This window comes from Pseudolactococcus raffinolactis NBRC 100932 (assembly GCF_001591765.1).
Taxonomy (GTDB): domain Bacteria; phylum Bacillota; class Bacilli; order Lactobacillales; family Streptococcaceae; genus Pseudolactococcus; species Pseudolactococcus raffinolactis.
On record NZ_BCVN01000010.1, the window covers coordinates 18,105 to 42,959 of the forward strand.

A 24,855-nucleotide genomic window follows, 5' to 3' on the forward strand; every position below is an offset into this window, starting at 1 on the left:
TTAAACTCCTAACTTAACAAAACTCGATACCGCCTCACATTGTCTAATCTGCGCTGCAATAAAATCATGCGCATCATCAAACACAAGTGTCTCAAACTCACGATCATCAAATCTCAGATTGAAACGATAGCTTTCCTCATCATGTTTGACAATGTAGCCATAAGCTTCAAGCGTCTTGACAAAAATATCAGGACGTTTTTGTTTGACGACCTCTTTTTTAACAAATTTGAGTAAGAATGTCGTCATATATTTAAGGGCATATTCTAGATCAACGTCACCGATGATCTCATAAATTTGTTGTTCAAAAGGTGCTAAGTTCACTCTTTTTTCAACATGGTAAAAATAATTGGCCAAGTTTTCAACTGTTCGACCAAAGTCAGATGAAAAATGTAATGAAATACCGTTGGTTTGATTAGCTAAAGTTTGTTGGACTTGTGAGGCTTGGAGTTTTGCAATCAACTCAGCGCCTTCAGCCACAAAAAAAGGTTGATCAAAGTTTAATTGCTGTGGTTCCATTGCTGGTAAAGTCATGTCGAAATCAGCATCTGTAAAGACTTGAAACTGATTGGTATAACGCTTGTCCTCTCGTGAAATCAAGCCTGCTTGAACAAAATCTTCAATCTGACGTTCTAAATTTTGAACGTCACCGAAGGTTGCCTTAATTTTCCGTAAAGTCACATCGTCTTGATCAGCCAAAAAATTGATCAAATCTTGGAAAAATGGTCGTTGCGTTAAGCGGTTATGATTGAAAATCTTAATTTGCATTTGTTAGGGATCCTATATATTCTAAAGCTGAGTATGTTGCTAATGTTGCTGGGTTGCTGCCGAGCTGACCTAGTGGTACGGCCAGTCCAAGCTGATTAAAATAGTCTTGCCAGTAGGCTGAGATCAAATTTTCTCCGTCACCAAAAGACATGGCTGATTCTGATAGTTTGACCTGATCAGCAAAAGCCACAACGACCAACTGAGAGCAATAAAAACCCGCAGCATCTGGATAAAAGCTGTGGTTGTATGGCTTTCCTAGATGTCTTCTAGCTTCTAGTAGTACGGTTGTTGCATCCAGGTCGGCCAATCTAAAAACATCTACTGGTTGATTTTCTATTACAAAATCAGCCATCGTTTGTTCGACCACGCCATGTTTAGTCGTTGCGTGGATGACTGTTGTTTCACTGCTTGCAATGGCTACATGGGTATAAGCGCCCGTAGATTCAGAAATGGCTGTCGCAAATTTGTTCGCTTCATTTGGGTGCGTTTTGACAAATAATAAGTCAGCTGGTTTTATTTCAAATGTCATGATTTTCATTATACCAAAAATCTAGTTGTTTTGTTGTCTTTCTTGGTTATAAAGCATGCATAAAAAAAGCACGCTCTCGCGTACTTTCTTATAAACCGTATTTTTTGTTGAAACGGTCCACACGGCCGTCGGCTTGTGTGAATTTAGCTTTACCAGTGTAGAATGGGTGTGAATCTGATGATGTTTCCACACGGATTAATGGGTATGTGTTGCCATCTTCCCATTCAACAGTTTCTTTTGAGCTTTTTGTAGAGCCGCTCAAAAATTTGAAGCCTGTTGAAGTATCCATAAATACAACTGGTCCATAATTAGGATGGATGTCTGCTTTCATGTTCGATATTTCCTTTCTGCCTTGGGCTGTTTGCCAGTCCAAAGTAATCAATACTAGATTATTCTATCAAAATTTAAGGGTAATTTCAAGGCTTACAATCAATTTTCATCAACTAATTTGATATCAACACCAAGTGATGTCATTTTTTCGATGATATTATCATAGCCACGTAAAATGAACTCAACATTTGAGATTTTAGTTTCACCGTCGGCCATAACACCGGCGTTAACCAAGGCTGCACCAGCACGTAGATCTGTTGCTATCACTTCTGCACCGTGTAAGTCATTCGGAGCGTGATAAGTAATCTCACCGTTATTGGCCACGATATTAGCACCCATTCGTGCCAATTCAGCCGCATGGTTAATTCTTTTTTCATAGATGGTATCGATGACTTTACCACGTCCATTAGTCATCAAAAGTAAAGGGGTGATTGGTTGTTGCAAATCTGTCGCAAAACCTGGATATGGGACGGTTTTAATGCTGACTGATCTTAGATTTTCTGATTTCAAGACTTCAATCGAATCATCTCGGATGATCATCTGAACGCCCATCTCTTCGAGTTTAGCAATGAATGACTCCAGATGTTCGTAGATCACATTATTCACGATAACACCATCACCAAAAGCAGCCGCAAGGCTCAAATAGGTCCCTGCTTCAATCCGGTCAGGAATGACTGTGTGACGCGCACCACCTAATTTTTGAACACCATCAATCCGGATGACATCAGTACCTGCACCACGGACTTTCGCGCCCATGTTATTAAGCAAAGTCGCCACATCAATAATTTCAGGTTCACGCGCTGCATTTTCGATAATCGTCCGCCCCTCAGCCTTAACAGCAGCTAACATCGTGTTAATCGTTGCACCAACAGATACCATATCCATGAAGATTGTCGAAGCGCGCAAAGGGTTACCATCAGTCGTCAAATGCATCGCATTTTCCTTGAAGGTCATGCGTGCACCTAGGGCTTCAAAAGCCTTGATATGCAGGTCAATCGGACGAGGTCCCAAGTCACAACCACCAGGCAAGCCAACTGTCGCTTCACCAAATTTACCCAACAAAGACCCATTAAAGTAATACGAAGCACGCAAAGAATTAATCTTACCATAAGGTAGCGGTTTCGACTCGACACCACGTGGATCAATGACGACAATCCCCGCCTCAATATCACGATCAATCTTAGCGCCCATAATTTCTAAAATTTCAATTAAACTCGCCACATCAGAAATATCCGGCACGCCTTCCAAAGTCACCACATCATCCGCCAAAATGGTTGCAGGAATCAAGGCAACGACTGAATTTTTTGCACCAGAAATCGTCACTTCTCCTGAAATGCGTTTTCCTCCATTAATTACTATTTTTTTCATTTATTTATTAAAGTCCAATTCTTAAAATTCAAATTCATGCTCATCTATTTTACCATAAAAATAGAAATTTGACACCCTGTAGCCCAATAAAAAAGCAGACCATGGTGGCCTACTTTTTCAGTCATTTTTATCATCTATTCAAACACAAATTGGAAGTTATGAAGCATGTTCTCATAATAACTAATATATGTATAGTGCCAATTAAAACACGGTTTTTCAGCACATTCATAACTGATTAATAACCTCTTGATTATCGAGGTAATATTAGAACTAGGCACACTTTTGGCGCACTAAATCTCGCTATTCCATTTCTTAATTTTCTCAGGTCTAAAACCAGACCAAAATTCTAATTCCTCTTCAGTCTCATCATCTATGATTTTAATAAATGGCAATGAAGTAATGTTGTACTTGGCTTTCAGTTTTTCGACCTTCTTCTCACTCCAGGTGCGTTTAACTTCATTATGGCTATCTAACTCAATAGAGTTGGTTTGCTCCGAATTGCCGTAGTAAGTGTTTTCGTATGGCATACCTAGACTATCCATTAATTTAGTAGTCATTTTACAAGGCATGCAATGTGGCTTTGTGTATATAACTGCGTGGATATTGCTCATTTTTTATATCTCCTTCTTATTCAAGTACACCTTTAACATAATGCTTGTAGTATACTTTTGGCATCTTATCTTCTTTCATCGCAGCTGTATGCTCAGATAAATAGAATCCTTGCCATTTCATCATGCTACGATCGTGATAGTTGCGGATCTCTTCAAACTGACTGTAGCTTCTGTCTACTCATGGCATGTGTTTCTCCTTATGCAAAAATACTGTTAGTTTTATTAACTAACAGTATACTATATTTTAAGGATTTTGCATACAAAAAAAGCCCTACAATTATCTGTAGGGCTTTTTTTATATACTCTAAAAATTTAAAACTTGGCCGGCATAAATCAAATCAGGATTACTAATCCCATTTGCTGAGATCAGAGATTCAACTGTCGTGCCAAACTGTGCTGCAATACCACTCAACGTGTCACCGTACTCAACCACACAATAGCTTGATTTGGCTACTGATTGACCGCCTACAACGTTTAAAGATTGTCCTTGGTAAATAATGTTAGGATTGCTTAAAGCGTTAATACGAGCCAATTCTTGCCATGTAGTACCATACTTCACAGCAATCGTACTTAGATTTTCACCGTACTGAACGATATGAGTTTGGCTAACATTAGTAGCTGGTGCAGCTGTTGATGCATCTAATGTCTCAACATCATACACGCTCAACCAACTCATGATACCATCAAGCAAGACTTTATCGCCTGATTTCTCTATGATTTGGTAAGATGTCCCTTTGACCCACTGTGGAATCGCTTCACCAGTAGAGTAGTTGTTAGCGCTAAAGTTGACTTTAACAGTCATGCCAACTTCTTTGGCGCTACCTTTGACTTTATCAGCCTCTTTACCTGCATCAATTGCTGGTGTTTCGGTAACTGGTTTAGTGGCATTACCGTTTTTATATCCGTTATCGGTTACACCTGATAGATCGATATTACCATCAAGGCCACCTGCCACATATGTTGATGTAAACTGGAAAATTTGGATGTTATCCCATGATGGAAAGTAATTGTAATTTGGCACTGGTGTCACATTATAATCTGGATACTCACCAAGCCAGAGACCAAACTTATCAGAAATTCGTTTCAAGTCCAAGTTATTTGTCAAGAAATGCTTATATCCGTAAAGTAAAGGTGTATACCCTCGATCTTTGATGTACTGCAACGACCACAGAATCACATCGGTGTTCGCCACACCGTCCTCAACGTCAAGCGCCACAATAGACCCTTTAGGTGTCTGAACTTGAGCAAGCATGGTGTCTAAGATATTCTTGGCCAAAGTTGTATTGGTCACACTCTGATACCAAATATAAGTGTGGGCACGTTTACCCTGTGCAATTGATGACTGGACTTGTGAGGCATAGGTTGATTGCCAATAAATCCCAACGCCATTATAACCACCAATCTGTGAGATTGAAAACTTGTCATGGGCATAACCGAACTGTCCTTGATTACCTTGATAGACAGCCCAGTCCACACCTTGGTCACCAACTGCCGCAAAAGCTGGATTAGCGTAAGCAAAAAGCCCTAGCCCAATGGCTAAGACTGCTACTGTTTTTTTTAGTTTTTTCATTTGTTCACGTCCTTTTCTCTGATCTGAATGAAAATATCTTTCATTTTTTGAGGTAACGGAAGGAATTCACTCACGTTTTCAATGAATGAAATTCCTTCATTTGCAATATAGAACATGATGACGATTTCACGCAGAGGAACACCATCTCCGATAATTTTCTGCATTTCTACAGATACTGCAATCACAACAAAGATCAATATCTTTTTAAAGATCCCTTTAAAACCTACTGAGCTAGATACTTCCTTGTTAACAAACGCCTTGCCAAGTCCTGTCAGATAGTCAACTATGACCAATACAACAATTGCGTGTGTCAGCACGTCCAAGCCCCCTAATATTCCAGTAATTACACCACCAACTAAACCAAACAGCATTGAAGCTGTGTTAAAATATTTTTCCATTTTTCCTCTTTTCTAGTATTCTACTGCTATACTTGTAACGAACGTATTTGACATATTATTAGAGTCACTAGAGTTCCAAGCGCTCGACCCGCCACTCATAAAGCGAAGCATACCAAACCGTAATTCCGAATTAGATATTGCTCCTGTAGAGAGAATCTCTACTTCCCATACCCGATAAGCGCCACCAGAAAGCACTTCCATTTCTGGAATCAACTGCTGCGATACATACTTCCATTTCAAATTATAGTTTGAATAAGAATTGCTAATATCCAACGTGATTCGTAAAAATTTGTTATAACAAAGCAGGTCAATGTGCAGATACTTGACACCTGTCAAATCTCCTAATTTCAATGCCTTGGAATCACTATTTGCGTTTGCGTCAAATTTTCCAGTCCAGATGACACCTTTTTTCATATGGCTAGCGACAATTTTGGTTAGCGTCACAGTAGCACCAGTTGAAACATATGAATAGAGCGGGAACGTATAGATTAGCCCGCCGTTGTTCAAATCTTGTTGGTTCAGCACCTCTACCAGTTCTAATCGTAACTGGTTATTGACAGGCACATAATCGCTAGTGCCTGGCGTTCCTGTTGATGTATTGTCCTGAGTCAGGTCAATCGTGATACAAATATAGCCTGTCTTGTTAGCCTGCGCTGTCAATTGCACTTGTTGAGTATTCTCAATCAATCTACCTTGCACAAGCGCCTTGCCAGATGCAACATAGACGTTCAAACCTGTTGCGGTCACTGTCATTCCTGAGATGACTTTATTATCTGAGCTTTGCGCCAGATAGCTGTATAGCTGTGCATCCGCTTCTGGCGTGACTTTCGCCTTGTCAAATTGATAACCTTGTAATGTCATTTTTCTCTCCTTAATTTAACAACTCGCTGAGACGACTCTTTACATGGCCAAATTTCAGCGTAACCCTGTCAGAATCGCTTGGATATTCATAACCAGTCAAGACCGATTTATAAATTTTTCCACTTTTGTAAATTGTGGCCAACATGCCAAGATTTAACTTTTCAACACTGAAAAACTCATTGTCTTTTGACATCGTGAAACTGATCTCGTGTGAGTAGTAGTTTCCCTTAAGTTCGCTGTTGGCTAAATCGTCATAGCTAGGCTTATCAGTCGCTGTCGTATCGTATATAGCCACTTTAGTTGTCGTAGGTTTAAACACAGCAGGGTCAGCATAATTACTTGTGATGTCGTTGTTGGTAGTTAGATAACGTTCAGCGAGTACATTTGGTCCTTCTGAGTTAGTTGTGTTTTTGTTGACAATTAGCAGATGATTTTGGGTATTTTTTCCAACTTCCGTTGTGGAAACCTCCCAATCTTGAAAATCTGCAATATTATCTTTAAGCTGCATAGTGTCAGTCACTGCTTCAATAACCGTCTTGATTCGACCGTTTTCAAACTTATCAAATCGCCACACAACGTTGTATTTCTTGAAGCCATTAATGGCATAGCTCATCAAGTTTGTAGCCTTTGGTGGCTCATCTGGTTGGTAGATGTGTGGCGTGTTTGTCTTGACTTCGATATCTAAGATATTCAAATCCTTAGACGCATCTTGTAATAGATACCTATTAATCAAATTCTTGAAGTGTTGCTCAAAACTCGACCCGCTCATACGTGTTGCTGGGAACTCAAAGTTTACAAGACCTAGCAAGTCTTTTGCAACCACTTTTTTATCTTCATAGCTCGAAATAACTCCGAAAAATGAAACCGCTGAACTATACATGACTTTAGCTAAAATAAAATCGCCACGAACGAATGAAGCGTCGTCTGGTAATTCAAACGTACTGGCATCTTGTGTGATGTAGTCTGGCTGAATGCTTGCCTTAGAAACGATAATAGGTTCTTGTGTAATCGCTCCTTTACGGTCAATGATCCAAATATTAACCTGTTCACTCATACTGTGATATACTCCTCTCTGTATACAAATGACACGTCACCAGTGTTGTGGAATGCTAACGTGACATGTCCCTCTGGTATCGCAATCAAATTAGACCTTGATAGGTCCTGTTGTTGGTAGACGTCTGAGATGGTGCCATCTGGTGCTATCAGCTTCATTCTCTGATTTTGTACGATACTTGACACAACCAACCTATACCCATCAGGCACATCAATGTTGTAGCCATCTGACTGTAACACTTTTGATCCATCTAATATTTCCCAATATGGATTTGTGCAGGGGCCATGCACTGTTATTTCAACAGGTGACCCTTTTGCTGACCCAATGTAAACTGAGTTATTCTCAATCTGAAACACGCCAGATTTACCGTTATAATCTGATTCGTACACAAATGGATAAACATAGTAATTGTTACTTGGTTTGCCAGAATAGAAGTCTGATGGCATATCAGACACATCGCCACGAATCAACATCGGTTCACGGAAATAAGTCGACATCGTAGCTAGTGTTGACCAGTTCTGGTTGATTAAGTACAACTGAAACACACCATCCTCAGGCACAACAAATGATATTGTCGCAGTCTTGAAACCTGATGAACTAGCTGTAATGCCAAAATCAGAGTACTTGTAGTTCTTCTCGCCAGTGCCATATCCAACTCTGATTACTGGTCTGTCATAGTCTGGATTATTGTCTGTCTTGATATCGACACGAAAAGATAAACGGTCGCCTTTTCTAACTTTAAGTCCCCAGGCATTTATGAAACTAGAAAGCTTATTGTTGCTTGACGTTAGTTTCAGAATGTTAGAATTTGGTTTGTCAGAAGCAGGTACCTGCAGTTGATAAGTACCTTCTGGATCGCTCATATTCGACCAATCCTGCATATTGTTTAAGAAGTTTGGATTGGCAATCAAATTTCTAGGCTTGTTAGTGCCTGCGTATATCTTGCCATCACCTTCGGTATCTGAGTTTGGCTTGTAGGTTTCAGATATTTCTTTATAGAAAGGTGTGAGAAAGTCGAAGATAACCTGTTCAAGCAGTACTTGATTTGTGTTTATATCTGACTTAGTAATCTCATTAAGGATGCAGTCTCTAAACAGTTCAGTTCCTTCTGTGATATAGACAAGTCTGTATGGTGGATAATTCAAAAACTCAACGAATTTTCGATATTCAACCATTTCTGAATTATCGTCACCAAGACCAAAATAGAGATTTAGTTTTAGGGTAGAGGCTTTCATATCAACCCCGCTGCTTTTAAAACTAGCCCCAGCATTAAAAATATTATTTTCAATAGCTGCACCAAAACCCTCAGGACTTACAGAAAAAATAGAGTCTAAATCATCTAAATCTACTAAGTCGTTTTTGGCATTGTATATTTTAAGAGTCGTTCCAAAAATCATCTATACTCTTGACCTCCTTGTCATTTCTTTTTCGAAATAATCTAAGACACTTTTGCCATTTAAAATGACATCCATGTCCTTTTCATATATCAATTGAAGTAATTGAATTACCTTGCTTGTGCCAGGATCTAACACTGAACTTGACGTGTCAACCCTTGAAACACTTGTTGGTTTAAACGTTGCATTATAACCAATAAAAGGCAAAGGTTGTTGGTTATTTAAACCATCCGCAAAATGTGGGAGACCACGCTTAATTTTCTCAGTATCAGAAGCCTTGTCAATTCTGGTGTTTTTAGGCAAAGGTAGCATGACATCACGGCCTTTTGGAATGAATGAGAATCCATTAGGAAGAGTAATCAATTCTTCGTATAGCGCACCTTTTTGGTCATTCACAAGCGCGAATTGGCCAAATGGAAGTCCAGGTGAACCATTAGCAAATCCAAGCGCCTTTTTAGCCGCTGATCCTAAATTGTTAATCATGTTATTGATACTAGTGGTAAAACCTCCAGTATCAGCCTCTAGTTTGGTAGTTTTACTATTTGGGATTTTGTTAATAGCTTCCCATGCATTTGTTGCGGGTACTGTTGTGTTATCCTGGGCATTTAGCTGCTTGGTAGGAGTTTCGGTTGTATTGAATTTGTTTATATTTTCTTTGGCAAATGCTACAGGTTGACCAGTCGCGTCAACACCATTAAACAATTTCATCAAAGCGGGGTATTGGTTAAATTCTTCAACGCTACCTTTACCAGTTAGCACTTTATTAATCAAGTCAGTGTTATTGGCGACAAATTGCTTCTCTTCCGGATTCATTGATTTATAATTATTTAAGTTCAACTCAGAATTAATCATCTTAGCAATCAAGTCAGAGTCATTAATCATTAAATCTTTAGTTATAATATTATAATCATTATAATCATTGATTGATTTTATGGAATTTACGATTTTTTCATCATCAACATTTAATGACGCTTTCTTCTCCTCAAGCGTCATGCTATCCCATTGTCCGGCTTTGAAAAGCGCATCCATTAGTTGTTCTCGACCTTTTACGGTAAGTTCCCCTGTCTTAGGGTCTAGCTCCAAATTTGACCACTCAAGGCCAGCTTTTGAGATTAGCGTGGATATAGTCTTCATCTTCTCAGACATAGAGTTATCCAAATCGCTCATTTTAGCCCTGAATTCACTGACAGATACTCCAGCTTTCTGGGCGTATTCTGCTATCAAAGCATCCTTTTGATTAATATCGCCTTTGAAAGCTGATACACGTTTTGCGTAAATTTCAATCATTGCTTCTTGATGATTTTTTTCAACTTCTTGATATTGCTGACTATTTTTACCAAAGACTTCTACAGCTTTTATACGTTTTTTGTAGCTGTCATCTTCTTGGGTAGCTATCTCATCCAGACTTTTAATATAGGCTTTGCGCTCTTTTCCGTTCATTTCTTCAACGGTTTTACTTGTATCTTCAAGCATTTTTATTTTCTGTTGGGCGCCAAGACCTAAAGCTTCAACTTGCTCAACAGATAAACTTTTTGTTATTCCAAGAATGATACCCTTCTCTGCTTCCGTTAAATGTCTTTCATTTTGGCGTGCATTATTCATGATATCCGAAACTCTTTGTGTAGAAGCTGAAACCTGAGCTTCTTGCTCTTCATTAAGTTGTTTCTGTTTTTCGGCCAATTCCTTAGCTTGTTTCTGCATATGAATTGGTAGCAACTCAATGCCATCAGCAGTGTCTTTCTCATCCTTTTTGTTAGCTTTTTTTATACCATCTTCAATATCTTTCAAGTTTTGAACGATATCTTTTGAAGCAGTGCTATAGCTGTTTTTATAAGCAGTCAGTTTTGTTTCAGTATCGTTGACTAATGTTTCGGTTTTATCAAGGACATTTTTTTGAGCTTTAGTAACATCATCACCCCAATTAGTTGCTTGAGATGCCTTGTAAGCCTCATTAATTGCCCATATCCCACCAGCGACAATAGCAGTCGCACCAACTGCAATAGCTGCAGGACCTGCAAGAGCAACAAGAGAAGCACCTAAACCGCCAATACCCGCAGCACCGCCTGCAGCAGCTGCACTTGATTCAAAAAGCCCCATAGCACCTGCGCCAATTCTCAAGGCACCGCCTACTGTGGAAATTCCTTTAGTGATTTTAGTAAGTCCAACAACGGTTGGACCAGCTATTGCGACAATCCCGCCTATTTTTAATATACGGTCTATGTCATCAGCACTCAGCTTACTAAGCGTGTCAGACAATGATTTGACAGACTTTTGAAGCTGTGGCATGTACTTTTCAGCAATATCAATCAAAGCCTCACCAAGCGGTAACAGGGCTGTCTGAGCTTCACGGAAAGTAGATTTAGCACGAGCTCCAAAAGTTTCATTTTGTTGCTGTTTGACCTTTTCCATCGACCCTGCGACATTATCATAAGTACCATTAACATCATTCAATGATTCAATAATCTTCATGGCATTATCTTCACCGAGTGCAGACCAAACAGTACTAGCAAGCGAAAGTTTATCTTGTTGGTTAGTAGTACTTTCTAGGTCGCTGATGATAGATTTAAATACATCTTGTGATGTACGATTACCATTTTTGAACTCAGAAAATACGTCTCTCGTCCCTTGAGAGAAACTACTTAAATTTTTCTCAATTCGGCCATCATTAAGCGAAATCGCAAACTCTTTGACGAAGTCATTGACCTTATCAAGATTATAAGCACCTGACTTTAGACCATTATCAAGTACTGCAAACATGCCCTTAGCATTAAACCCAGCCTGTGACCACAACTGGCCATACTCAGCTAAGTTATCACCAAGCTCACCAGTCTTATCAAGACCAGTCTGTACGCCTTTGACGTATAAATCCATAGCATCATCAGCAGACAGACCAAAGTTAACCATTAACGAATTAACACCACGCAGAGACTCGCCCATATCCTGACCGAGTGTGTCTCGTAAGACCATTGCGTTTTCGGTTACTTTTTTAATTTGGTTATCTGGAATATCACCAAGTTGTCTTTTGACTTGAATAAGCGATTCAGCAACGTCATCAATGCTTTCGCCAAAGCCATCAGAATAGATGCCCTGAATAGCTTGCTTGGTGACTGCACTCTGCTGTTCAGTCAATCCAAGAGAGCTAACAACTCGTGCATTAGCTGATTCAAAGTCTGATGCCATTTTACCGACAGCAGTACCTAAACCAATCACTGGCACTGTCAATCCAACCGTTAGTGCTTTACCAAGCGTCTCAGTCTTTTCGCCTAACTTGCCTACTTTTTCCCAAGCTGCGGCATTTTGGTCAAGATTTTTCTTTACCCTGTCAAACGCTTGGTCAGCTGATGAGCCGTACATCTCCATCTCACGCTTAGCCATTTTGAGCGTTGTACTCATCTTGACACCCATAGTGTCCCTGAGTTCCAAAGCTCGTTTAGTTGCTGTTTCAAGCTCTTTGGAGTCGACATCACCTAGAGCACGTTTAGTCTGCACCAAAGACTTGACGACATCATTAGCTGACTTGCCAAAACCATTTTTATAGATGTTCTCAGCAGACTTTGTCAGTTCCTTGACATCTTTTTCAGTCATGTTCAGGCTTTTTTGGATATTTTTAGAAGCTGCTTCCATTGCCGCAGCAGTATTTTTAGAAGATTCCTTAAAACCTTTCTCGACTTCTTCAGCCGTCAATTTACCTTCTTTTTTGACGGCCGCCATTGCAGATTTAAAGCCTTTATTATCGGCAACAACTGAGGCTTTCAAAGTAGCTAACTCTATAAATCCAGCCATTAAACATCACCTCCATATCTTTGATACTTTTCAATTGCTTTTTCGTCTGCTGACGTTTGACGAATACGCCAACACGTTTCAAGAAATTTACGACCATCATCACTTTTGCTCATATTACTCAACCATGCGTCACGCAGATAGAGCTTATACTGACTGTACGGCAAGTCTTGGACTTTATCCAAAGGCACGCCAGAGTAATCAGCAACAGCCTTATAATCGCTTGTATTACTTGTTAAATCCTGTTCCCACTGCTCTTTTTGAAAATACTTGTCAATTAGAGCATTCAAGACATTAACGTCTTGCGGAACAGGAATCATAAGTTTGGGTGTTCATCAACCTCTGAGATAACCCCAATCGCTGCGCTAAGAATTGCTGTCAATTGTACTGAGTTTAGCTGCTCAATATCTTCAAGTGTGAATTCTCGGCCTTCCTTATTTGTATTGAGAAACTCTAAAGTCAGTTCGTAGATACGAGAAAACTCATTCTCGGAACGGTTCACTTTGTTAACAAAACGTGTAGATGGCATTGGAATATGTAATTCTGAGCCGTCAATCCAGATAAAGTCAATTGTTTTTTCGGTGAGTTCTTGTAAATTAATTGCCATTTTTGTCTCCTATTCAAAAAAAACAAGGGCATTAAAGCCCTTGTCAGTAGTTAATTAAGCACCTGCTGTAGGAAGTTCAATTTCAATCTCTGCCATGAAATTCTTGATAAATTCGATTGCTGAAAGCTCTGCATCAATGACCGTCTCTTTTCCGCCTTGGAATGACATAGTAAAGCCGTTTGTTGCATTTGCTACCATTGTCAGTCTAATGTTTTTTCCGTCATCTTTTGTATGCACGAATCGAACAAGTACGTTTTTTAGTGGGTTATTTGCTCCAAAAGTGATAGTTGATACTTTTTTGACAGTATCTTCAGCGATTGTTGCGTTTGTTAGCAATCCGATTTTGTCTGGATCGAATGTCAGAATTCCAGATTTAAAGCTACATTCAGTTTTTGTAATCTTACGTTTCACGACTTTACCGTAAGAATTTTCTACATCATAGACAGTTGGTTTATAAGTGAATTCTGCTCCTCCTGACGTATGACCAACGTTATTTAAGGCTGTTTCGATTGTTACATTATCGGGAATCACAGAGCCTGTAAATTCTGTCAAATACAGTTCTCCCGCTCCTAAAATAATGTCATTTGGTGATAGAGTAGTTGTTTCTGCCATTTTAATTTCTCTCCTTTGTTTTCAAAACGAAAAACGTGGTTAGTTCCCACGTCTGATAAGTGTCGTTAAACATTGCACCGCCACCAGATACAGCGCCAGTAAAGGCGATATCTGGTAAGACAACTGCTTTGTTCTCTTTTTCTGTGCTGAAAATATCAATCATTTTCTTCTTGTAGCTTTCAGCTGTATCATAATCAGGATGAATACATCTAATTTCAAGCGTATCTTGGCCAACATAGCCTCCTGTAGCAGTGCTTATAAAGTAAATGATTGATATATCTTCAACGGTTGTGCTGAAAGATGGATATATCTTGTCTGTTAATTCAGGATATCGCTGCTCAATCAGTTGTTTGACTTGATAACCTTGTAGCATTAGTTAGCACCTCCAAGCAATTTTGATATAGTGCTTTGTTCCTGCTCAATCGTATCTTTGAGGTAAGGGTTAGGTTTTGAGCCTCTAGTCCATATTTTCTCACCAGTCTTGGGGTCATCATAAGACCAAGGTGTTTTACGACCATCACCATTTACTGCATAGATGCCAGTGCCCTGATGATGATAGATAGCGTGATCAGAAGTATTACCAACTGCACCCCGAACTTCATCGCCGATAATTTCAGCACCAAGAGATTTGGTGTCGGCTCTTAGCTCACCAGTACCGACACCGACTTTTTCTTTAGCTTTTTCAGCTATATGATCTAAGGTCAGTTCCATATTCTGCATTAACAATTCTTGCATCTTATTAACCGAATTATCACAAGCCTGTTCAAAAGCTCTAGTGTCAGCCATTGGCAATCACCTCCAAAAATAATTGAGCTAAGCGACCCTCGTTGTTAACACCTTTTACCAGGTATTTTACACCGTCTCGTTCAAGCCGATATTTGCCAGCTATTAGCGTTTTCTTCTTAGTCAGACCTAAATAGTCGTATTGCTTCACACGAGCCCCAGAACTGCCAAATGTGAGCTGATTTTGGGCACTCTGGTCATAGATACTGACAACTATCTGAGTATCTTGTTTAACCCAACCGTCTTTGAGAGAACCAGAAGGTCCTCTTACTGGTGTGCTTTTGTAGAGGTCAAAGACTAACCTCTTACGTAATGGATTCATCTTCATCCTCCCATACGCCTAGACGTCTGTTAGCGTTAAGAATAGATGCCACACGAGGCGGTACATCATCAAGATAACTTGTAGAAACTCCTGAATATCCTTCAGATGCCAGGCCTTCTGTGCCGATTCTATTGACCGTAATTACAGATAAGCTGACAACTGCTGAACTCAACTGGAGGTTAAGCTCAGACTGATTGGTATCAGACAATACCTCTTGTGTTACATCGTCAATAATTTCTTGCAACTTACCATCAGATAATTCATTCTCATCTAATCTTGCTTTGAGACGTTCTAACAAAGTTTCTGCCATATTTTACCTACTTTTTGGTTTTTTTAGGAGTTTTAACTTTAACTGATTCGCCATCCAACTCAATCAAAGATTTACCTTTAAGTGATTCGTGGCGACCTTTGCTTTCTGTAGAAACAAGCTCTTCAATTCTAGTTTCATCAGTTCCTTCATAAACATCGCCAACTCGATATTCTTTGTCTCCATCTTTTAAATCAACAAACGCTTGAACAACTTTGTATGCCATTATGTTTTCCTCCTAAATCAACCGCCAGTTGTTTCGTAAGATACGTAAATTGCTGGGCGTGCTTTTTCCAATACGATCAGATCGTAGTAGTTCGTTCCTTTGATAGTATCACGGTTACCGTCACGGTCTTGTGATGCTGGAATGAGTGTCACATCATTGTATTTTTCAATCGGTGCAGCAACATGAAGTGGCACAAGAATGAAGTTGATTTTTTTAGGTGAATCAACTTGTAAACGTGATTTAGCTACTTTGATGATTGGCACATCACCATCAAGCTGAGCAACTTTACGATTAATACCATTAATTTGTGCTTCATTTACTGTGAAGCTCTTAGAAACTTTATCGTTGTTCTTCAAAGCATTGTAATATTCAGATGAGGCAAACATAACGAATGGTCCTACAACTTCTGCGTCAGTCATATAGGTTTCCGCAGCATCATATGCAGTTAAAGAATTAGCAGTTGTGATTTTTTCAATAACAGTCTTCCCAACATACTTACTTGTAGAATCATCTGATTCTGCGGGTTTAAAGGCTGCTTCAATCAAGCGCTTTACTGCTGTCTTATCTTTTTCAGGAGTAGCAATCAAACGCGAATGCTCTTCGATAATCGATGCAACATTATAAGACCCATTCTCTGATTGGTCAAGAACATCAAGGTCATAAGCCATCCAACGTTCTTTTCCGAGTTTGACAGTCTCTTTAGAAACATCAATCTTAGCACGTGCATTAGTAGCGTTACGTTGATAATCAGAAGCTGTGAAACCTTTCATTTTATTGATGCGTACTTCTTTAGCTCCTGTGAAGTCCGCATCTGTGATATCACTTGCGCCACCTTTAAGGACTTCCCACACTTGAGATTCTGCTGCAAATTCTTGGTCGACCTGTTCAAGGTCTTTACTGTTTAAAATTACTGACATTTTCTATTCTCCTTTTGATTTTTCATAGGCTTGCTGGGCTTTACTGCGCCAATCAGAGCCATTTCCTTCGCCTGCCACTTTTGGTTTGGCGGGCGTTCTGTCTTTCATGATTTCACTAACAATAGAGTCCTTAAAAGCCTGCATTAGTCCTTTGAATTCATTGAATTTTTCCTGAGATACGTCTTCTTTTGTATCAGCGATGAATTTAGCAAAAGTTTCAGGTAACTTTTCATCACTAAGTAGCTTGCGTGATTTGTCGACTGCATCACGCTTAGCCACGTCCTGTTCAAGTTTTTCGAGTTTTGCGATTCGATCCTGTTCTTTTTCGGCAGCTGAAAGTTTAGAAATACGTTCTTTTTCTTCCTGATCACTTTGCCATTTGGCGAACTTCTCATTGATAATCTTATCGACATCAGTATCAGAGTACTTTTTGTCCGAACCAGCTGGATCGCTTGTTTTTGGATCAGTTGGCTCTTTAGGTTCAACTGGATCAGCTGGCGGGTTTTGTGGTGCAGGATCAACTGGATCAGTCGGATGTGCGAACATCTGCAAGTTCATTGGCAATAATTGTTGTTGTTTCATGTTTAGTTCCTCCCATACCTTTTTACGTGGATGCATGCCTGCACGCTCCCATAAAGTTTACTGTCATTCATGCCTGGACAATAAGAAAAGCACCTGTCATTGACAAATGCTTTGCTTGAGTATAAAAATAGCACTCAATCTCTATGACTGTGTGCTAGAAAATTATATTTTCCCATACATCTTTGGGTATTTCTTCGAGAGGTTCATTTTTAGATATAGCATTATCGACTGCGGATTTCATTTTCTCAAACCCTTCACTTTCAATGTATTCCACGCTGTCGTGAAGTGGGTCCCAAAACCCTATAATTCTAGTTGGAAAAGGGACTTTAAAATGCTGCTCGTATTTGGCTTCTAAAAGTTCAAACTTATCCATGCATTATCCTTTCAATATCATACCGATTATGAAGTTAAGATATTCTGGGTCATCAGATATCTTTTTCATCACTACTTCAGACCTTCTACTAGTCTGAGAAAAAATTTTCCCTTTACCTGGCTCAAATAAACTCTCTAATCCCACACTCAAAATTTCTGTGGCATTAGAATAGGTTTTACCAATGTATGGTGTTATGAAATTATCTTTTTTAGTTTTTTCATTAACACCATACCAATATAGCGTGTTTTTTATCGGCTCTTCTTGCTCACCTTTTGTTCGATAAGCAAGAAATTCCTTAGACAACTTCAGCGCATCAGGGTTGAAGTGTTCAACGTAGTGACCAATCTCATGGAAACTAACGGTATTGCTGTTCTTACTAAGCATAATACTTACGCCATTATCAACTATACCACTTCGCCATGTTCTCCCTTTTAATCCCACATCACTAAAAAATCCACGATCGACATTTTTGGAATAGATGGTCTTTCCGTTAGCGTGCGCATATTCTGCCCATTCTTTTGGATAGAACGAGAAAGCATCAGTAAGCCTTGCTTTTGTATCTTTTGCAGAGCCTTTTGCCCATCCATTTTTTGGAACGGTACCGCCAATCTCTCTAAAGTTAGAAAAGACATCTTTAAGAGCCTGTTTATCACCAATTTTACTAGCTACATCAAATTTAGAATTTACTAATGAACCTAGTGAAGTTATATCCGCGTGACTTGCAGTGTTAATATCTATCGAATCCATATACTTTTTAATTGATTCAATCTCTCTATCATCATTATACACCTTATCAAGAGAAGTATCATCAGTTTTACCACTAATCTGCTCTTTTAGTTTCCTAATCTCGTCACCACGTTTTTCGGCTGCTGCCATATCAATTACAGGCACCATAGTGCATCTACAATTTGGATGCGCTGGAATATCAGGTAAGTTTTCTATATCAAACTCTTTGCGATTAAGTTTACGACATATCTTACTGGTCTTGTCGTCCATTGTCGCAATCCATTTGAGTTTTGTATATCCTTTAGCACGATATGACTCAATCTGACCTTGATTAAGGGCGTGCATGTACTCAGTGCGTACAAGTCTTTGCGTTTGTCCTCGTCCAACATCAAGACGGCCGTCAATCGTATTTGCGACTTCGTAAATTGATTTACCTTGAATAATGCCGTTAGTCAATTCAGACTTTAACGAATTGATTAGCTGCGCTTTATTTTTCCAGATTCTATCTGAGAAATTAGCGTCATGCCAAGGCCTTTTGATCAGTTCATCAATTGCTGACTTATTCAACACATTCGTGTTCAGTACATCCGCAGCTGCCTGACTGCCTACTAAAGTAGCGTGTTGCAATGATTGCTTGGTATAATCAACTTCTTTAGTACCAAGTTGTAGTATTGAGTCATTGATTTGCTTTTCGATTTTTTGGAGATTGTTATACCTGTAGAAGTCTGATATTAAAGGCTTTTCAATGTTCATCTTTTGGTAAGTATCAAAGATTTCAGCTTTAATATCTTTAGATGCCTGCTGATAAACTGATAGCCACTGACGTGTCGCTTGCTCATTCTCGTTGTAAGCTTTGTGCAGCGGATTCTGTAGCCTTCGTTGCCAGTAAGTCATCTTCTCCATTATCTGTTACCTCCTGCCCAACAGAAGCAAAATTAAACCCGTTGTTGCTAGCGTTCTCTTGTTCCTCTGCAATGGTTTCAAGCTCCGCTTTAACATCAGGCACAATATCATCACCAAGCTGTGTGAGCTGTGTTGATTTAGAAGTAATGCCATTCAGCATCTGAACGAACTGAGCGATCTCTTGTGAGTTCTGAGGTAAGTTTGCCTTGAACGTGATTCCAATCGTCAGCGGGTCAAATACTTTAGATTTAGTTGACAGAAATCCACTAATCATCTGTAGTCGTTTAAACAAGGCCTTTTTCATCCACTTGACTTTTTCTAATCGTATCTGTTCAAGTCCTAACAGTTTGTATCTGATTGCCACACCAGAGGCATTATTAGCAAAATTTTGGTCACTCATATCAGGTACGAACGATAGTTTATGAATATCTGAATCAAGGCGATTCTTGATATTCTCAGCATATGCGTCGTTAATGTTCTTGACCAGCCAAGTAACATCTCCGCCATCAGTAACCTTAAAGCCACCATTTAATTTAGCTTGACGTACGTCCTCTGGTGTAGTTGCGTTGAGATTTCTAAACACCATCATAGCGTCTGTATTATCGGTCAAGTCGTTCACACTGTTTGACACCGACAGATTGTAAGCGTCATTCATTGTGATAATTGGCTCAAAGTCGCCTTGCTCCCACCGATTATTCTTAAACTGGATAACAGGACAAGCGCCAATTTTATGAGGTTCATCATATTCTTCAACGAATGATGAGACATTTATTTCTGATTTGATAGTGTTAAAAGAACTCTTAGTTCGTATATATGAGTAGACACGTCTAGATGTATCGTCATAGACTGTCATAGTGACTTTAATCTTATTGCCTTTCAAATCATCTTCGTCAAAGACGATTGCATCTGTCACACTTTCACGTATCCTACCATCATTTATGACCATGACATTCATTGGGTCAACCGCTTCAAAGCAATAGTTACCTTGTTCGTCAAGCCATTGAAGCTCATAAGACTCACCATAAATTGACATGAATAGCAAGTGATCACTATTGACAGATGGCTCTGAGTTATAAGAGAAGATGTCAGATAAATCTTGAACATCTTCCATCTTAGTATAATTCACGTTACCAGTGTAACCAGTAACAATCGTACTGATATAGCGAGGGAAGTTGTGGACGATCTTCGCGTCTTTCTTTCCTTTGCGGTTAGCTTTCCGCAAGATATCATGGTTACCTTTGTAAGCATTCAGTAATTGCTTTAATCTTAAACGTCTGTTCATGACGTGGCTTTCATATAATTTTCGTGCTTCATCAAATGTTAGCATGTTACTCCTTATCTAAATCCAAACTCTGAGATGTCAAATGACTGTAATTTATTAGCATTCGATATTGCTCTGATTGCAGTAGCTAAACTATCGGGCGCATCATCATGTTCTGCATTCTCTGTGTAATCTAATATCCCATTAACGTAATCTGCATCAGTACCTTTAACGAAAATTATCCTAGACCAATTCGATCTAAGATAATTAGATATTTTGATAAACTTATTTTCTCTTTCGTGGTATGTTTGAGTTGGTATTCTTAACCCTTCAACTTTCTTAGCAACATAACCCTTATCAGCATTAAGTTCAAGATGCATTGTTCCAGCTTTGAAATTGGCGTGATACTTACTGATTTCGCTAAGACAGTCATCTACGTGTTTGCCTTGCCACAATTTACCGAATACAAATAGCTTATCATCACGTTCTTTGATAATCGTGTAAGCTGTACCATCAGAGCCACCAAAGGCCGCATCAAGTTGGCCTATGCCATCATATATCTGGTCAGTTAATTTACCATCATCAATTGTCGGATTGGTAAACATGGCATCAGCATCAGCGATATGTTTCAACTCATAGTTAGCTGCAAACAAAGATGGTGTCATTACTTCTCTAAGTTTCTGTAACTGATTATCAGTAATCAATCCCGTTTGATGACAGTCAAAACGTTGGATATTAGGCATCTTTGAGATTGCATCATCCTTGTGCCAAGGTGTGCCAGTGTTAACAAATCTACCACCACGGTTTTTCACGTTTTGAAGTTCCTGATACTGTAGCTTAGTCCGCTCACGTTCAGCTTTTGACACACGATCCTTGATGTTAACAATGTCATCAGTGATCACGATATCAGCATGCTTACCAGTAAGAGATGCGTAAATACCCATTCCAAGCAATTGAGATGTACCACGAGATGATGACTTTAAATTCGTATCTAATTCTGTTGTAGTATCTTTTAAAAACTTCAATTCAACACCATATAACACTTTAGTAAGTATTTGAAAATGGTCTGATTTCAATATCTTAGAAACCTGAACAATGATTTCTACAACGTCCGTGTCGGTTTTCCTCAAGAATATAACATTCTTATTTGGGAATAATATCATAAGCAACGCAATAGCCACAGCTAGTGTAGTAGTCTTGTACGATCCACGATGAGCAAGTAGAGTCTGATCATCTCTTGCAAACAAAAATGACTTGAGCCACTCATTGTGAATGTCTACTAAGTCCTTGAAGCCTACTAGATTACCAAATTTTATAGGATCAGTTTTAGTTAAATTGAGATACTGCTTCTTCTTTTCGTTCATGATGTATCACCATCCGAGAAGTATTTCTCAATCTCTTTTGCTGACTCAGAAATGTCAAGAGAACCGTTGATAGTCGTTTCAGTCTTTTCAACTAACAGCCCTGCCATTTGTAGTAAAATCTTGCGGTCCTGAAATCCTTTCTCAGTTAAGGCAAAGGTGTAAGAAGCGTTGAGAACGTCTGATACTTTACCTTTGATTAATTCCAGCGTTGTTTCGTTTACTAACTTCACAAAATCAGGCTTTTTCATGGCTTTGTAATATGTATTTTTAGCAACTTCGGCGACTGAACACATCTCTTCAACGTTTTTACCCACATTATCGGGGTTTACCAAGGCTTGAAGCAACCTATTTTCCGCTTTAGTAGGTCTATATTCGTTCACTTTTGTATCACTTTTTGGCATTCTCATCACCTCCAATCTACACAAAAAGCCGTGAATTTCATCACAGCCTTCTTTATACTACCGCACTACCATAACATTACATGTCGCATGATTAACAACATATTGTGTTGTAGAACCTATGAAAAATTTATCTATCATCCCTTTACCTGTTACGCCAATGAATATTATATCTATCTCATTTTCTTTAGCATATTTCAGGATAGCTTTTTTAGGATCCCCGAACATATATTTTTCTTGAATTTCAACTCCATCAGTATTTAGTTTATCAACCTGGCATAAAATACTTTCTGCTAAAGCATTAATCTTAGAGGTATCTACCACAGACATATCAAACTCATCATAATATCTGTTGACCTCCTTAACTGTAAGGGCGGTGAGCTTAGCCTCATTTCGCTTTGCAGTCTCAATGGCCTCATATAATGCATTGTAAGATTGCTCAGACCCGTCTACAGCAACTAGAATGTTCTTATACTGTTTATGCATAATAATCATCTCCTTAAGCTTATTATAGACCTATTGAACAAAAAAAGAAAGCGTTATCTATACACAAAAAAACAACCAGTGCTCAAACCACTAATTGCTTTTTATTTTGAATTCCATGATACTAATATACCACACTAAATGGGGACAAAACTACCCATTTTTTTGTCCCCCTGAAAAAATTTTTTAAAACGATATTCCTCGCTGTATTGCAAAACTTTCTAAGATATTATATCTAACAGCATATATCTGTCTGACACCAACATGCAAATAGATTGTACCAATCGTTGTCCAGTCAAGGTAATTATTCATGCCCCAGAAACATTCATGAATAATCTTCTGCAAATCTGGGGACAGTCCACTCACAGTCCGCTCAATATCTTTTGCCAACTGATCATAGTACTGATAAGCCTTATTGCCTTCTTTTTTCATGAGCTCATCAAGCGGTGGTTCTGACTTCTTACGACTGCCTTGAATCCACCAATTAACATCTGTATCACGATTTAGCTCTGCTGTGACCAATGCCTCAGCTTTTAGCCGTGGAATCTTCGGGTACATCCGCATTTCTTCTTCTAGCCTCGCTAGAGTCTTTCGGCTTAGCTCCTGTTTTTTTCTAGCCAATCTCATCCTCCTAATCAAAAATGATAGTAATCCATTTTTTCGCAGTTTTTATTTTTCCAATGTTCACGACATGTTGTTTTATATCTGTCTTCTCCCATCCATTTAATTAGTCTTGCACGAATGATTGGAGTAGAACAGTGAAATTGTTTTGCTAAGTCTTTAAGGGTCCAATTATAATATTCATACGCTTCAACTATTTCATCTTTATAACGATCAATATCAGTCCGGCGAGTAGTAGGTTGATAACCTTTTTGAAAACCGCATCCATTATACTTTATTTTCCCAGACGCCCAGAGCCCTCGCATATATTCCTTATAAGCAGGCCTACCCACATTTTTATACCACTCCGTCTGATTTAATCGATGCGCAGTTACAATAATCAGTCTCATACCAAATATTTTAGAATTTAAACCATCTGAAGGGCTAGATTTTCTGAATAGCGGCATATATACATCTCTGCTTGCCTCTTTGTTTAAATAATCAAATTTCATTTCTTAACCTCCTAACTATAATACTTAGATTTTAATTTTGACTTATCATTCTTTGTATGTTACTCTTAATAAAGAATTTCGTTATTTCGTTATAGTACCTTTCGTAGATTTTTTAAGAAAGGGGAATGCAATATGACATTCACATATACAAACGAAGATTTTGAATACAGAGTATCTCTCGATACAGTTAATAACACATTTAAAGCAAGTCTTGCTGATGATCTCAGCATCAACGCTTCTGGTGTAACACTTGAAGAAGCGGTATTCAATTTAAAATCAATGATTTAAAGGAAAGATAATAATGGAAAACTATCCACCTTTATAGCAGCATCTACTTAATTATTTGAGTAGGTGCCTTTTTATTTTTGTTCAACTATGCCTTAACAGCTTCCATCAGTGCCTCTTGCACTGTAATTTTTATATGTCCTCCCTAATCTCAATTTCCACACGTGGATTCAATGAGTATCGTTTTTTAGAACTCAATTCACTGATTTGATTGTCATCTTCATATGCGTGACCATTAATTGAATCAAGCACTGACTTCTCAAGATTATCTAAGTCAGGCTTTTTGACAACAATTATAGTTTCATCCTCAAGTGCCTGTTTATTTTTCTTAACTTTAGATATTGCCAAAGGTGGTTTGATGAAAAATATCAATTCCACTTTTAAAGCAACCCCTGCATCAAACTTATCTAATCCATACGTCAACCATTCTTTTAGAAACTTCTTTTTCCATGCCGTGTATTCTTTTGGCATGTATGGCCTACCTTGCCTAGTAAACCTAGGTCTTGGAGATGGATAAGGATCTAGATTAATTACTACCATAGGAATCCTCCAGCAACTTCCCACATCTAACGGCTAATGCTGCAGTACTGTCAGATATTTTCGTCCAATCATTTGCCAATCGCAAAAGTGGCGACTGGTTTTGATCAGTGTTAAATTTATTGAGTAAATCCTCAAAATTGAAATCAGGCATTTTTCATATCCTTCCATAATTCATCTAGCCATTCAAGCAACATACTAGCTTGTTTCATAGCCAACTTTTCATTGTTGTATTTCTTAGTGAACTCCTCAAGCGATTTCACAACCCAGTTCCAAAACTCATCTGTCATGAAACCAAGTTTCGCAGCTTGATTGTTACACTCGTATATCCATTTTTCTATATCGGCAAAAAATTGTTTATAGTCCATAATTTTTATATCCCACCTCCACCCCTGTT

General features: G+C 38.7%; 33 protein-coding genes. 1 reads left to right on the forward strand and 32 read right to left on the reverse strand.

From position 1 onward, the window contains the following. The 29 genes from LRA01S_RS04835 to LRA01S_RS04975 form a co-directional block, all read right to left on the reverse strand. The gene (locus tag LRA01S_RS04835) at nt 1-765 is read right to left on the reverse strand and encodes a DUF1803 domain-containing protein (RefSeq protein ID WP_061774489.1); all 765 of its coding nucleotides are present in this window, start codon (nt 763-765) and stop codon (nt 1-3) included. Continuing rightward, nucleotides 755-1,294, reverse strand: coding sequence for a YiiX/YebB-like N1pC/P60 family cysteine hydrolase (locus LRA01S_RS04840; protein ID WP_157738523.1), 540 nt, complete (start codon nt 1,292-1,294; stop codon nt 755-757). The genes LRA01S_RS04835 and LRA01S_RS04840 overlap by 11 nt, the downstream gene beginning before the upstream one ends. Nucleotides 1,295-1,382: 88 nt before the next feature. Beyond that, on the reverse strand, nt 1,383-1,625 hold the full coding sequence (locus LRA01S_RS04845; RefSeq protein WP_003138626.1) for a type B 50S ribosomal protein L31: 243 nt from the start codon (nt 1,623-1,625) through the stop codon (nt 1,383-1,385). A gap of 98 nt (nt 1,626-1,723) precedes the next feature. Then, nucleotides 1,724-2,992 (reverse strand): UDP-N-acetylglucosamine 1-carboxyvinyltransferase, encoded by a 1,269-nt coding sequence (gene murA, locus LRA01S_RS04850; protein WP_061774491.1) that lies wholly within the window; start codon nt 2,990-2,992, stop codon nt 1,724-1,726. 290 nt (nt 2,993-3,282) lie between these two features. Further along, entirely contained in the window at nt 3,283-3,603 is a 321-nt protein-coding gene (locus tag LRA01S_RS04855) for a glutaredoxin family protein (protein ID WP_061774492.1), read from the reverse strand. Nucleotides 3,604-3,907: 304 nt separating this feature from the next. Continuing rightward, a complete protein-coding gene (locus LRA01S_RS04860; RefSeq protein WP_061774493.1) occupies nt 3,908-5,173 on the reverse strand; it encodes a LysM peptidoglycan-binding domain-containing protein in 1,266 nt (421 codons plus the stop codon). After that, nucleotides 5,170-5,571 (reverse strand): phage holin family protein, encoded by a 402-nt coding sequence (locus LRA01S_RS04865; RefSeq protein WP_061774494.1) that lies wholly within the window; start codon nt 5,569-5,571, stop codon nt 5,170-5,172. Before LRA01S_RS04865 ends, LRA01S_RS04860 begins: the two co-directional genes overlap by 4 nt. Before the next feature lie 12 nt (nt 5,572-5,583). Further along, the gene (locus tag LRA01S_RS04870; protein WP_061774495.1) at nt 5,584-6,432 is read right to left on the reverse strand and encodes a hypothetical protein; all 849 of its coding nucleotides are present in this window, start codon (nt 6,430-6,432) and stop codon (nt 5,584-5,586) included. 10 nt (nt 6,433-6,442) lie between these two features. Continuing rightward, entirely contained in the window at nt 6,443-7,486 is a 1,044-nt protein-coding gene (locus LRA01S_RS04875) for a hypothetical protein (RefSeq protein ID WP_061774496.1), read from the reverse strand. Further along, complete coding sequence (locus LRA01S_RS04880) at nt 7,483-8,883, reverse strand: phage distal tail protein domain-containing protein (protein WP_061774497.1); 1,401 nt, start codon at nt 8,881-8,883, stop codon at nt 7,483-7,485. Before LRA01S_RS04880 ends, LRA01S_RS04875 begins: the two co-directional genes overlap by 4 nt. Further along, entirely contained in the window at nt 8,884-12,663 is a 3,780-nt protein-coding gene (locus LRA01S_RS04885; protein WP_061774498.1) for a phage tail tape measure protein, read from the reverse strand. Continuing rightward, a complete protein-coding gene (locus LRA01S_RS04890) occupies nt 12,663-12,980 on the reverse strand; it encodes a hypothetical protein (protein WP_061774499.1) in 318 nt (105 codons plus the stop codon). Before LRA01S_RS04890 ends, LRA01S_RS04885 begins: the two co-directional genes overlap by 1 nt. Then, on the reverse strand, nt 12,977-13,267 hold the full coding sequence (locus LRA01S_RS04895; RefSeq protein WP_061774500.1) for a hypothetical protein: 291 nt from the start codon (nt 13,265-13,267) through the stop codon (nt 12,977-12,979). The genes LRA01S_RS04890 and LRA01S_RS04895 overlap by 4 nt, the downstream gene beginning before the upstream one ends. Nucleotides 13,268-13,321: 54 nt before the next feature. Beyond that, a complete protein-coding gene (locus tag LRA01S_RS04900) occupies nt 13,322-13,879 on the reverse strand; it encodes a hypothetical protein (protein WP_061774501.1) in 558 nt (185 codons plus the stop codon). A 1-nt stretch (nt 13,880) separates the two neighbouring features. After that, nucleotides 13,881-14,252, reverse strand: coding sequence for a hypothetical protein (locus tag LRA01S_RS04905; protein WP_061774502.1), 372 nt, complete (start codon nt 14,250-14,252; stop codon nt 13,881-13,883). Beyond that, the gene (locus LRA01S_RS04910) at nt 14,252-14,665 is read right to left on the reverse strand and encodes a hypothetical protein (RefSeq protein WP_061774503.1); all 414 of its coding nucleotides are present in this window, start codon (nt 14,663-14,665) and stop codon (nt 14,252-14,254) included. Before LRA01S_RS04910 ends, LRA01S_RS04905 begins: the two co-directional genes overlap by 1 nt. Beyond that, the gene (locus LRA01S_RS04915; RefSeq protein WP_061774504.1) at nt 14,658-14,984 is read right to left on the reverse strand and encodes a hypothetical protein; all 327 of its coding nucleotides are present in this window, start codon (nt 14,982-14,984) and stop codon (nt 14,658-14,660) included. Before LRA01S_RS04915 ends, LRA01S_RS04910 begins: the two co-directional genes overlap by 8 nt. Then, on the reverse strand, nt 14,968-15,294 hold the full coding sequence (locus tag LRA01S_RS04920; protein ID WP_061774505.1) for a phage head-tail connector protein: 327 nt from the start codon (nt 15,292-15,294) through the stop codon (nt 14,968-14,970). Before LRA01S_RS04920 ends, LRA01S_RS04915 begins: the two co-directional genes overlap by 17 nt. A gap of 7 nt (nt 15,295-15,301) precedes the next feature. Then, entirely contained in the window at nt 15,302-15,517 is a 216-nt protein-coding gene (locus tag LRA01S_RS04925; protein WP_061774506.1) for a hypothetical protein, read from the reverse strand. Between the two features lie 17 nt (nt 15,518-15,534). Continuing rightward, a complete protein-coding gene (locus tag LRA01S_RS04930; RefSeq protein WP_061774507.1) occupies nt 15,535-16,434 on the reverse strand; it encodes a hypothetical protein in 900 nt (299 codons plus the stop codon). Nucleotides 16,435-16,437: 3 nt separating this feature from the next. Continuing rightward, nucleotides 16,438-17,016, reverse strand: a complete 579-nt coding sequence (locus tag LRA01S_RS04935; RefSeq protein WP_061774508.1) for a capsid assembly scaffolding protein Gp46 family protein — start codon at nt 17,014-17,016, stop codon at nt 16,438-16,440. A gap of 154 nt (nt 17,017-17,170) precedes the next feature. After that, nucleotides 17,171-17,389, reverse strand: coding sequence for a hypothetical protein (locus LRA01S_RS04940; protein WP_061774509.1), 219 nt, complete (start codon nt 17,387-17,389; stop codon nt 17,171-17,173). 3 nt (nt 17,390-17,392) lie between these two features. Beyond that, a complete protein-coding gene (locus LRA01S_RS04945; protein WP_061774510.1) occupies nt 17,393-19,018 on the reverse strand; it encodes a minor capsid protein in 1,626 nt (541 codons plus the stop codon). Beyond that, nucleotides 18,951-20,345, reverse strand: a complete 1,395-nt coding sequence (locus LRA01S_RS04950) for a phage portal protein (protein WP_061774511.1) — start codon at nt 20,343-20,345, stop codon at nt 18,951-18,953. Before LRA01S_RS04950 ends, LRA01S_RS04945 begins: the two co-directional genes overlap by 68 nt. A gap of 8 nt (nt 20,346-20,353) precedes the next feature. Then, nucleotides 20,354-21,304 carry a hypothetical protein gene (locus LRA01S_RS04955; protein ID WP_239519086.1) on the reverse strand — a complete coding sequence of 317 codons (951 nt, stop codon included), beginning with the start codon at nt 21,302-21,304 and terminating at the stop codon, nt 20,354-20,356. A 335-nt stretch (nt 21,305-21,639) separates the two neighbouring features. Next, nucleotides 21,640-22,044 carry a phBC6A51 family helix-turn-helix protein gene (locus LRA01S_RS04960; protein ID WP_061774513.1) on the reverse strand — a complete coding sequence of 135 codons (405 nt, stop codon included), beginning with the start codon at nt 22,042-22,044 and terminating at the stop codon, nt 21,640-21,642. 57 nt (nt 22,045-22,101) lie between these two features. Beyond that, on the reverse strand, nt 22,102-22,527 hold the full coding sequence (locus LRA01S_RS04965; protein WP_061774514.1) for a universal stress protein: 426 nt from the start codon (nt 22,525-22,527) through the stop codon (nt 22,102-22,104). A gap of 183 nt (nt 22,528-22,710) precedes the next feature. Next, nucleotides 22,711-23,145, reverse strand: a complete 435-nt coding sequence (locus tag LRA01S_RS04970) for a transcriptional regulator (RefSeq protein ID WP_096824046.1) — start codon at nt 23,143-23,145, stop codon at nt 22,711-22,713. 14 nt (nt 23,146-23,159) lie between these two features. Then, entirely contained in the window at nt 23,160-23,636 is a 477-nt protein-coding gene (locus LRA01S_RS04975; RefSeq protein WP_061774516.1) for a hypothetical protein, read from the reverse strand. A 132-nt stretch (nt 23,637-23,768) separates the two neighbouring features. On the opposite strand from LRA01S_RS04975, the gene LRA01S_RS11045 reads away from it, so the two are divergent. After that, a complete protein-coding gene (locus LRA01S_RS11045) occupies nt 23,769-23,924 on the forward strand; it encodes a hypothetical protein (protein WP_167372312.1) in 156 nt (51 codons plus the stop codon). Nucleotides 23,925-24,053: 129 nt separating this feature from the next. Here the strand turns inward: LRA01S_RS11045 and LRA01S_RS04980 are convergent, their stop codons facing one another. Genes LRA01S_RS04980 through LRA01S_RS04985 form a run of 3 tightly spaced genes read right to left on the reverse strand, consistent with a single transcriptional unit; the run spans nt 24,054 to nt 24,826 of the window. Continuing rightward, nucleotides 24,054-24,461 carry a RusA family crossover junction endodeoxyribonuclease gene (locus tag LRA01S_RS04980; protein WP_061774517.1) on the reverse strand — a complete coding sequence of 136 codons (408 nt, stop codon included), beginning with the start codon at nt 24,459-24,461 and terminating at the stop codon, nt 24,054-24,056. Next, complete coding sequence (locus LRA01S_RS10915; RefSeq protein WP_156470220.1) at nt 24,448-24,612, reverse strand: hypothetical protein; 165 nt, start codon at nt 24,610-24,612, stop codon at nt 24,448-24,450. The genes LRA01S_RS04980 and LRA01S_RS10915 overlap by 14 nt, the downstream gene beginning before the upstream one ends. Continuing rightward, a complete protein-coding gene (locus LRA01S_RS04985; RefSeq protein WP_061774518.1) occupies nt 24,605-24,826 on the reverse strand; it encodes a hypothetical protein in 222 nt (73 codons plus the stop codon). The genes LRA01S_RS10915 and LRA01S_RS04985 overlap by 8 nt, the downstream gene beginning before the upstream one ends. Nucleotides 24,827-24,855 lie beyond the last annotated feature (29 nt).

Coding starts and splice junctions, on each gene's coding strand:
- LRA01S_RS04835 (WP_061774489.1), bottom strand. CDS start 765: ATGCAAATTAAGATTTTCAATCATAACCGCTTAACGCAACGACCATTT.
- LRA01S_RS04840 (WP_157738523.1), bottom strand. CDS start 1,294: ATGACATTTGAAATAAAACCAGCTGACTTATTATTTGTCAAAACGCAC.
- LRA01S_RS04845 (WP_003138626.1), bottom strand. CDS start 1,625: ATGAAAGCAGACATCCATCCTAATTATGGACCAGTTGTATTTATGGAT.
- murA (WP_061774491.1), bottom strand. CDS start 2,992: ATGAAAAAAATAGTAATTAATGGAGGAAAACGCATTTCAGGAGAAGTG.
- LRA01S_RS04855 (WP_061774492.1), bottom strand. CDS start 3,603: ATGAGCAATATCCACGCAGTTATATACACAAAGCCACATTGCATGCCT.
- LRA01S_RS04860 (WP_061774493.1), bottom strand. CDS start 5,173: ATGAAAAAACTAAAAAAAACAGTAGCAGTCTTAGCCATTGGGCTAGGG.
- LRA01S_RS04865 (WP_061774494.1), bottom strand. CDS start 5,571: ATGGAAAAATATTTTAACACAGCTTCAATGCTGTTTGGTTTAGTTGGT.
- LRA01S_RS04870 (WP_061774495.1), bottom strand. CDS start 6,432: ATGACATTACAAGGTTATCAATTTGACAAGGCGAAAGTCACGCCAGAA.
- LRA01S_RS04875 (WP_061774496.1), bottom strand. CDS start 7,486: ATGAGTGAACAGGTTAATATTTGGATCATTGACCGTAAAGGAGCGATT.
- LRA01S_RS04880 (WP_061774497.1), bottom strand. CDS start 8,883: ATGATTTTTGGAACGACTCTTAAAATATACAATGCCAAAAACGACTTA.
- LRA01S_RS04885 (WP_061774498.1), bottom strand. CDS start 12,663: ATGGCTGGATTTATAGAGTTAGCTACTTTGAAAGCCTCAGTTGTTGCC.
- LRA01S_RS04890 (WP_061774499.1), bottom strand. CDS start 12,980: ATGATTCCTGTTCCGCAAGACGTTAATGTCTTGAATGCTCTAATTGAC.
- LRA01S_RS04895 (WP_061774500.1), bottom strand. CDS start 13,267: ATGGCAATTAATTTACAAGAACTCACCGAAAAAACAATTGACTTTATC.
- LRA01S_RS04900 (WP_061774501.1), bottom strand. CDS start 13,879: ATGGCAGAAACAACTACTCTATCACCAAATGACATTATTTTAGGAGCG.
- LRA01S_RS04905 (WP_061774502.1), bottom strand. CDS start 14,252: ATGCTACAAGGTTATCAAGTCAAACAACTGATTGAGCAGCGATATCCT.
- LRA01S_RS04910 (WP_061774503.1), bottom strand. CDS start 14,665: ATGGCTGACACTAGAGCTTTTGAACAGGCTTGTGATAATTCGGTTAAT.
- LRA01S_RS04915 (WP_061774504.1), bottom strand. CDS start 14,984: ATGAATCCATTACGTAAGAGGTTAGTCTTTGACCTCTACAAAAGCACA.
- LRA01S_RS04920 (WP_061774505.1), bottom strand. CDS start 15,294: ATGGCAGAAACTTTGTTAGAACGTCTCAAAGCAAGATTAGATGAGAAT.
- LRA01S_RS04925 (WP_061774506.1), bottom strand. CDS start 15,517: ATGGCATACAAAGTTGTTCAAGCGTTTGTTGATTTAAAAGATGGAGAC.
- LRA01S_RS04930 (WP_061774507.1), bottom strand. CDS start 16,434: ATGTCAGTAATTTTAAACAGTAAAGACCTTGAACAGGTCGACCAAGAA.
- LRA01S_RS04935 (WP_061774508.1), bottom strand. CDS start 17,016: ATGAAACAACAACAATTATTGCCAATGAACTTGCAGATGTTCGCACAT.
- LRA01S_RS04940 (WP_061774509.1), bottom strand. CDS start 17,389: ATGGATAAGTTTGAACTTTTAGAAGCCAAATACGAGCAGCATTTTAAA.
- LRA01S_RS04945 (WP_061774510.1), bottom strand. CDS start 19,018: ATGGAGAAGATGACTTACTGGCAACGAAGGCTACAGAATCCGCTGCAC.
- LRA01S_RS04950 (WP_061774511.1), bottom strand. CDS start 20,345: ATGCTAACATTTGATGAAGCACGAAAATTATATGAAAGCCACGTCATG.
- LRA01S_RS04960 (WP_061774513.1), bottom strand. CDS start 22,044: ATGCCAAAAAGTGATACAAAAGTGAACGAATATAGACCTACTAAAGCG.
- LRA01S_RS04965 (WP_061774514.1), bottom strand. CDS start 22,527: ATGCATAAACAGTATAAGAACATTCTAGTTGCTGTAGACGGGTCTGAG.
- LRA01S_RS04975 (WP_061774516.1), bottom strand. CDS start 23,636: ATGAAATTTGATTATTTAAACAAAGAGGCAAGCAGAGATGTATATATG.
- LRA01S_RS11045 (WP_167372312.1), top strand. CDS start 23,769: ATGACATTCACATATACAAACGAAGATTTTGAATACAGAGTATCTCTC.
- LRA01S_RS04980 (WP_061774517.1), bottom strand. CDS start 24,461: ATGGTAGTAATTAATCTAGATCCTTATCCATCTCCAAGACCTAGGTTT.
- LRA01S_RS10915 (WP_156470220.1), bottom strand. CDS start 24,612: ATGCCTGATTTCAATTTTGAGGATTTACTCAATAAATTTAACACTGAT.
- LRA01S_RS04985 (WP_061774518.1), bottom strand. CDS start 24,826: ATGGACTATAAACAATTTTTTGCCGATATAGAAAAATGGATATACGAG.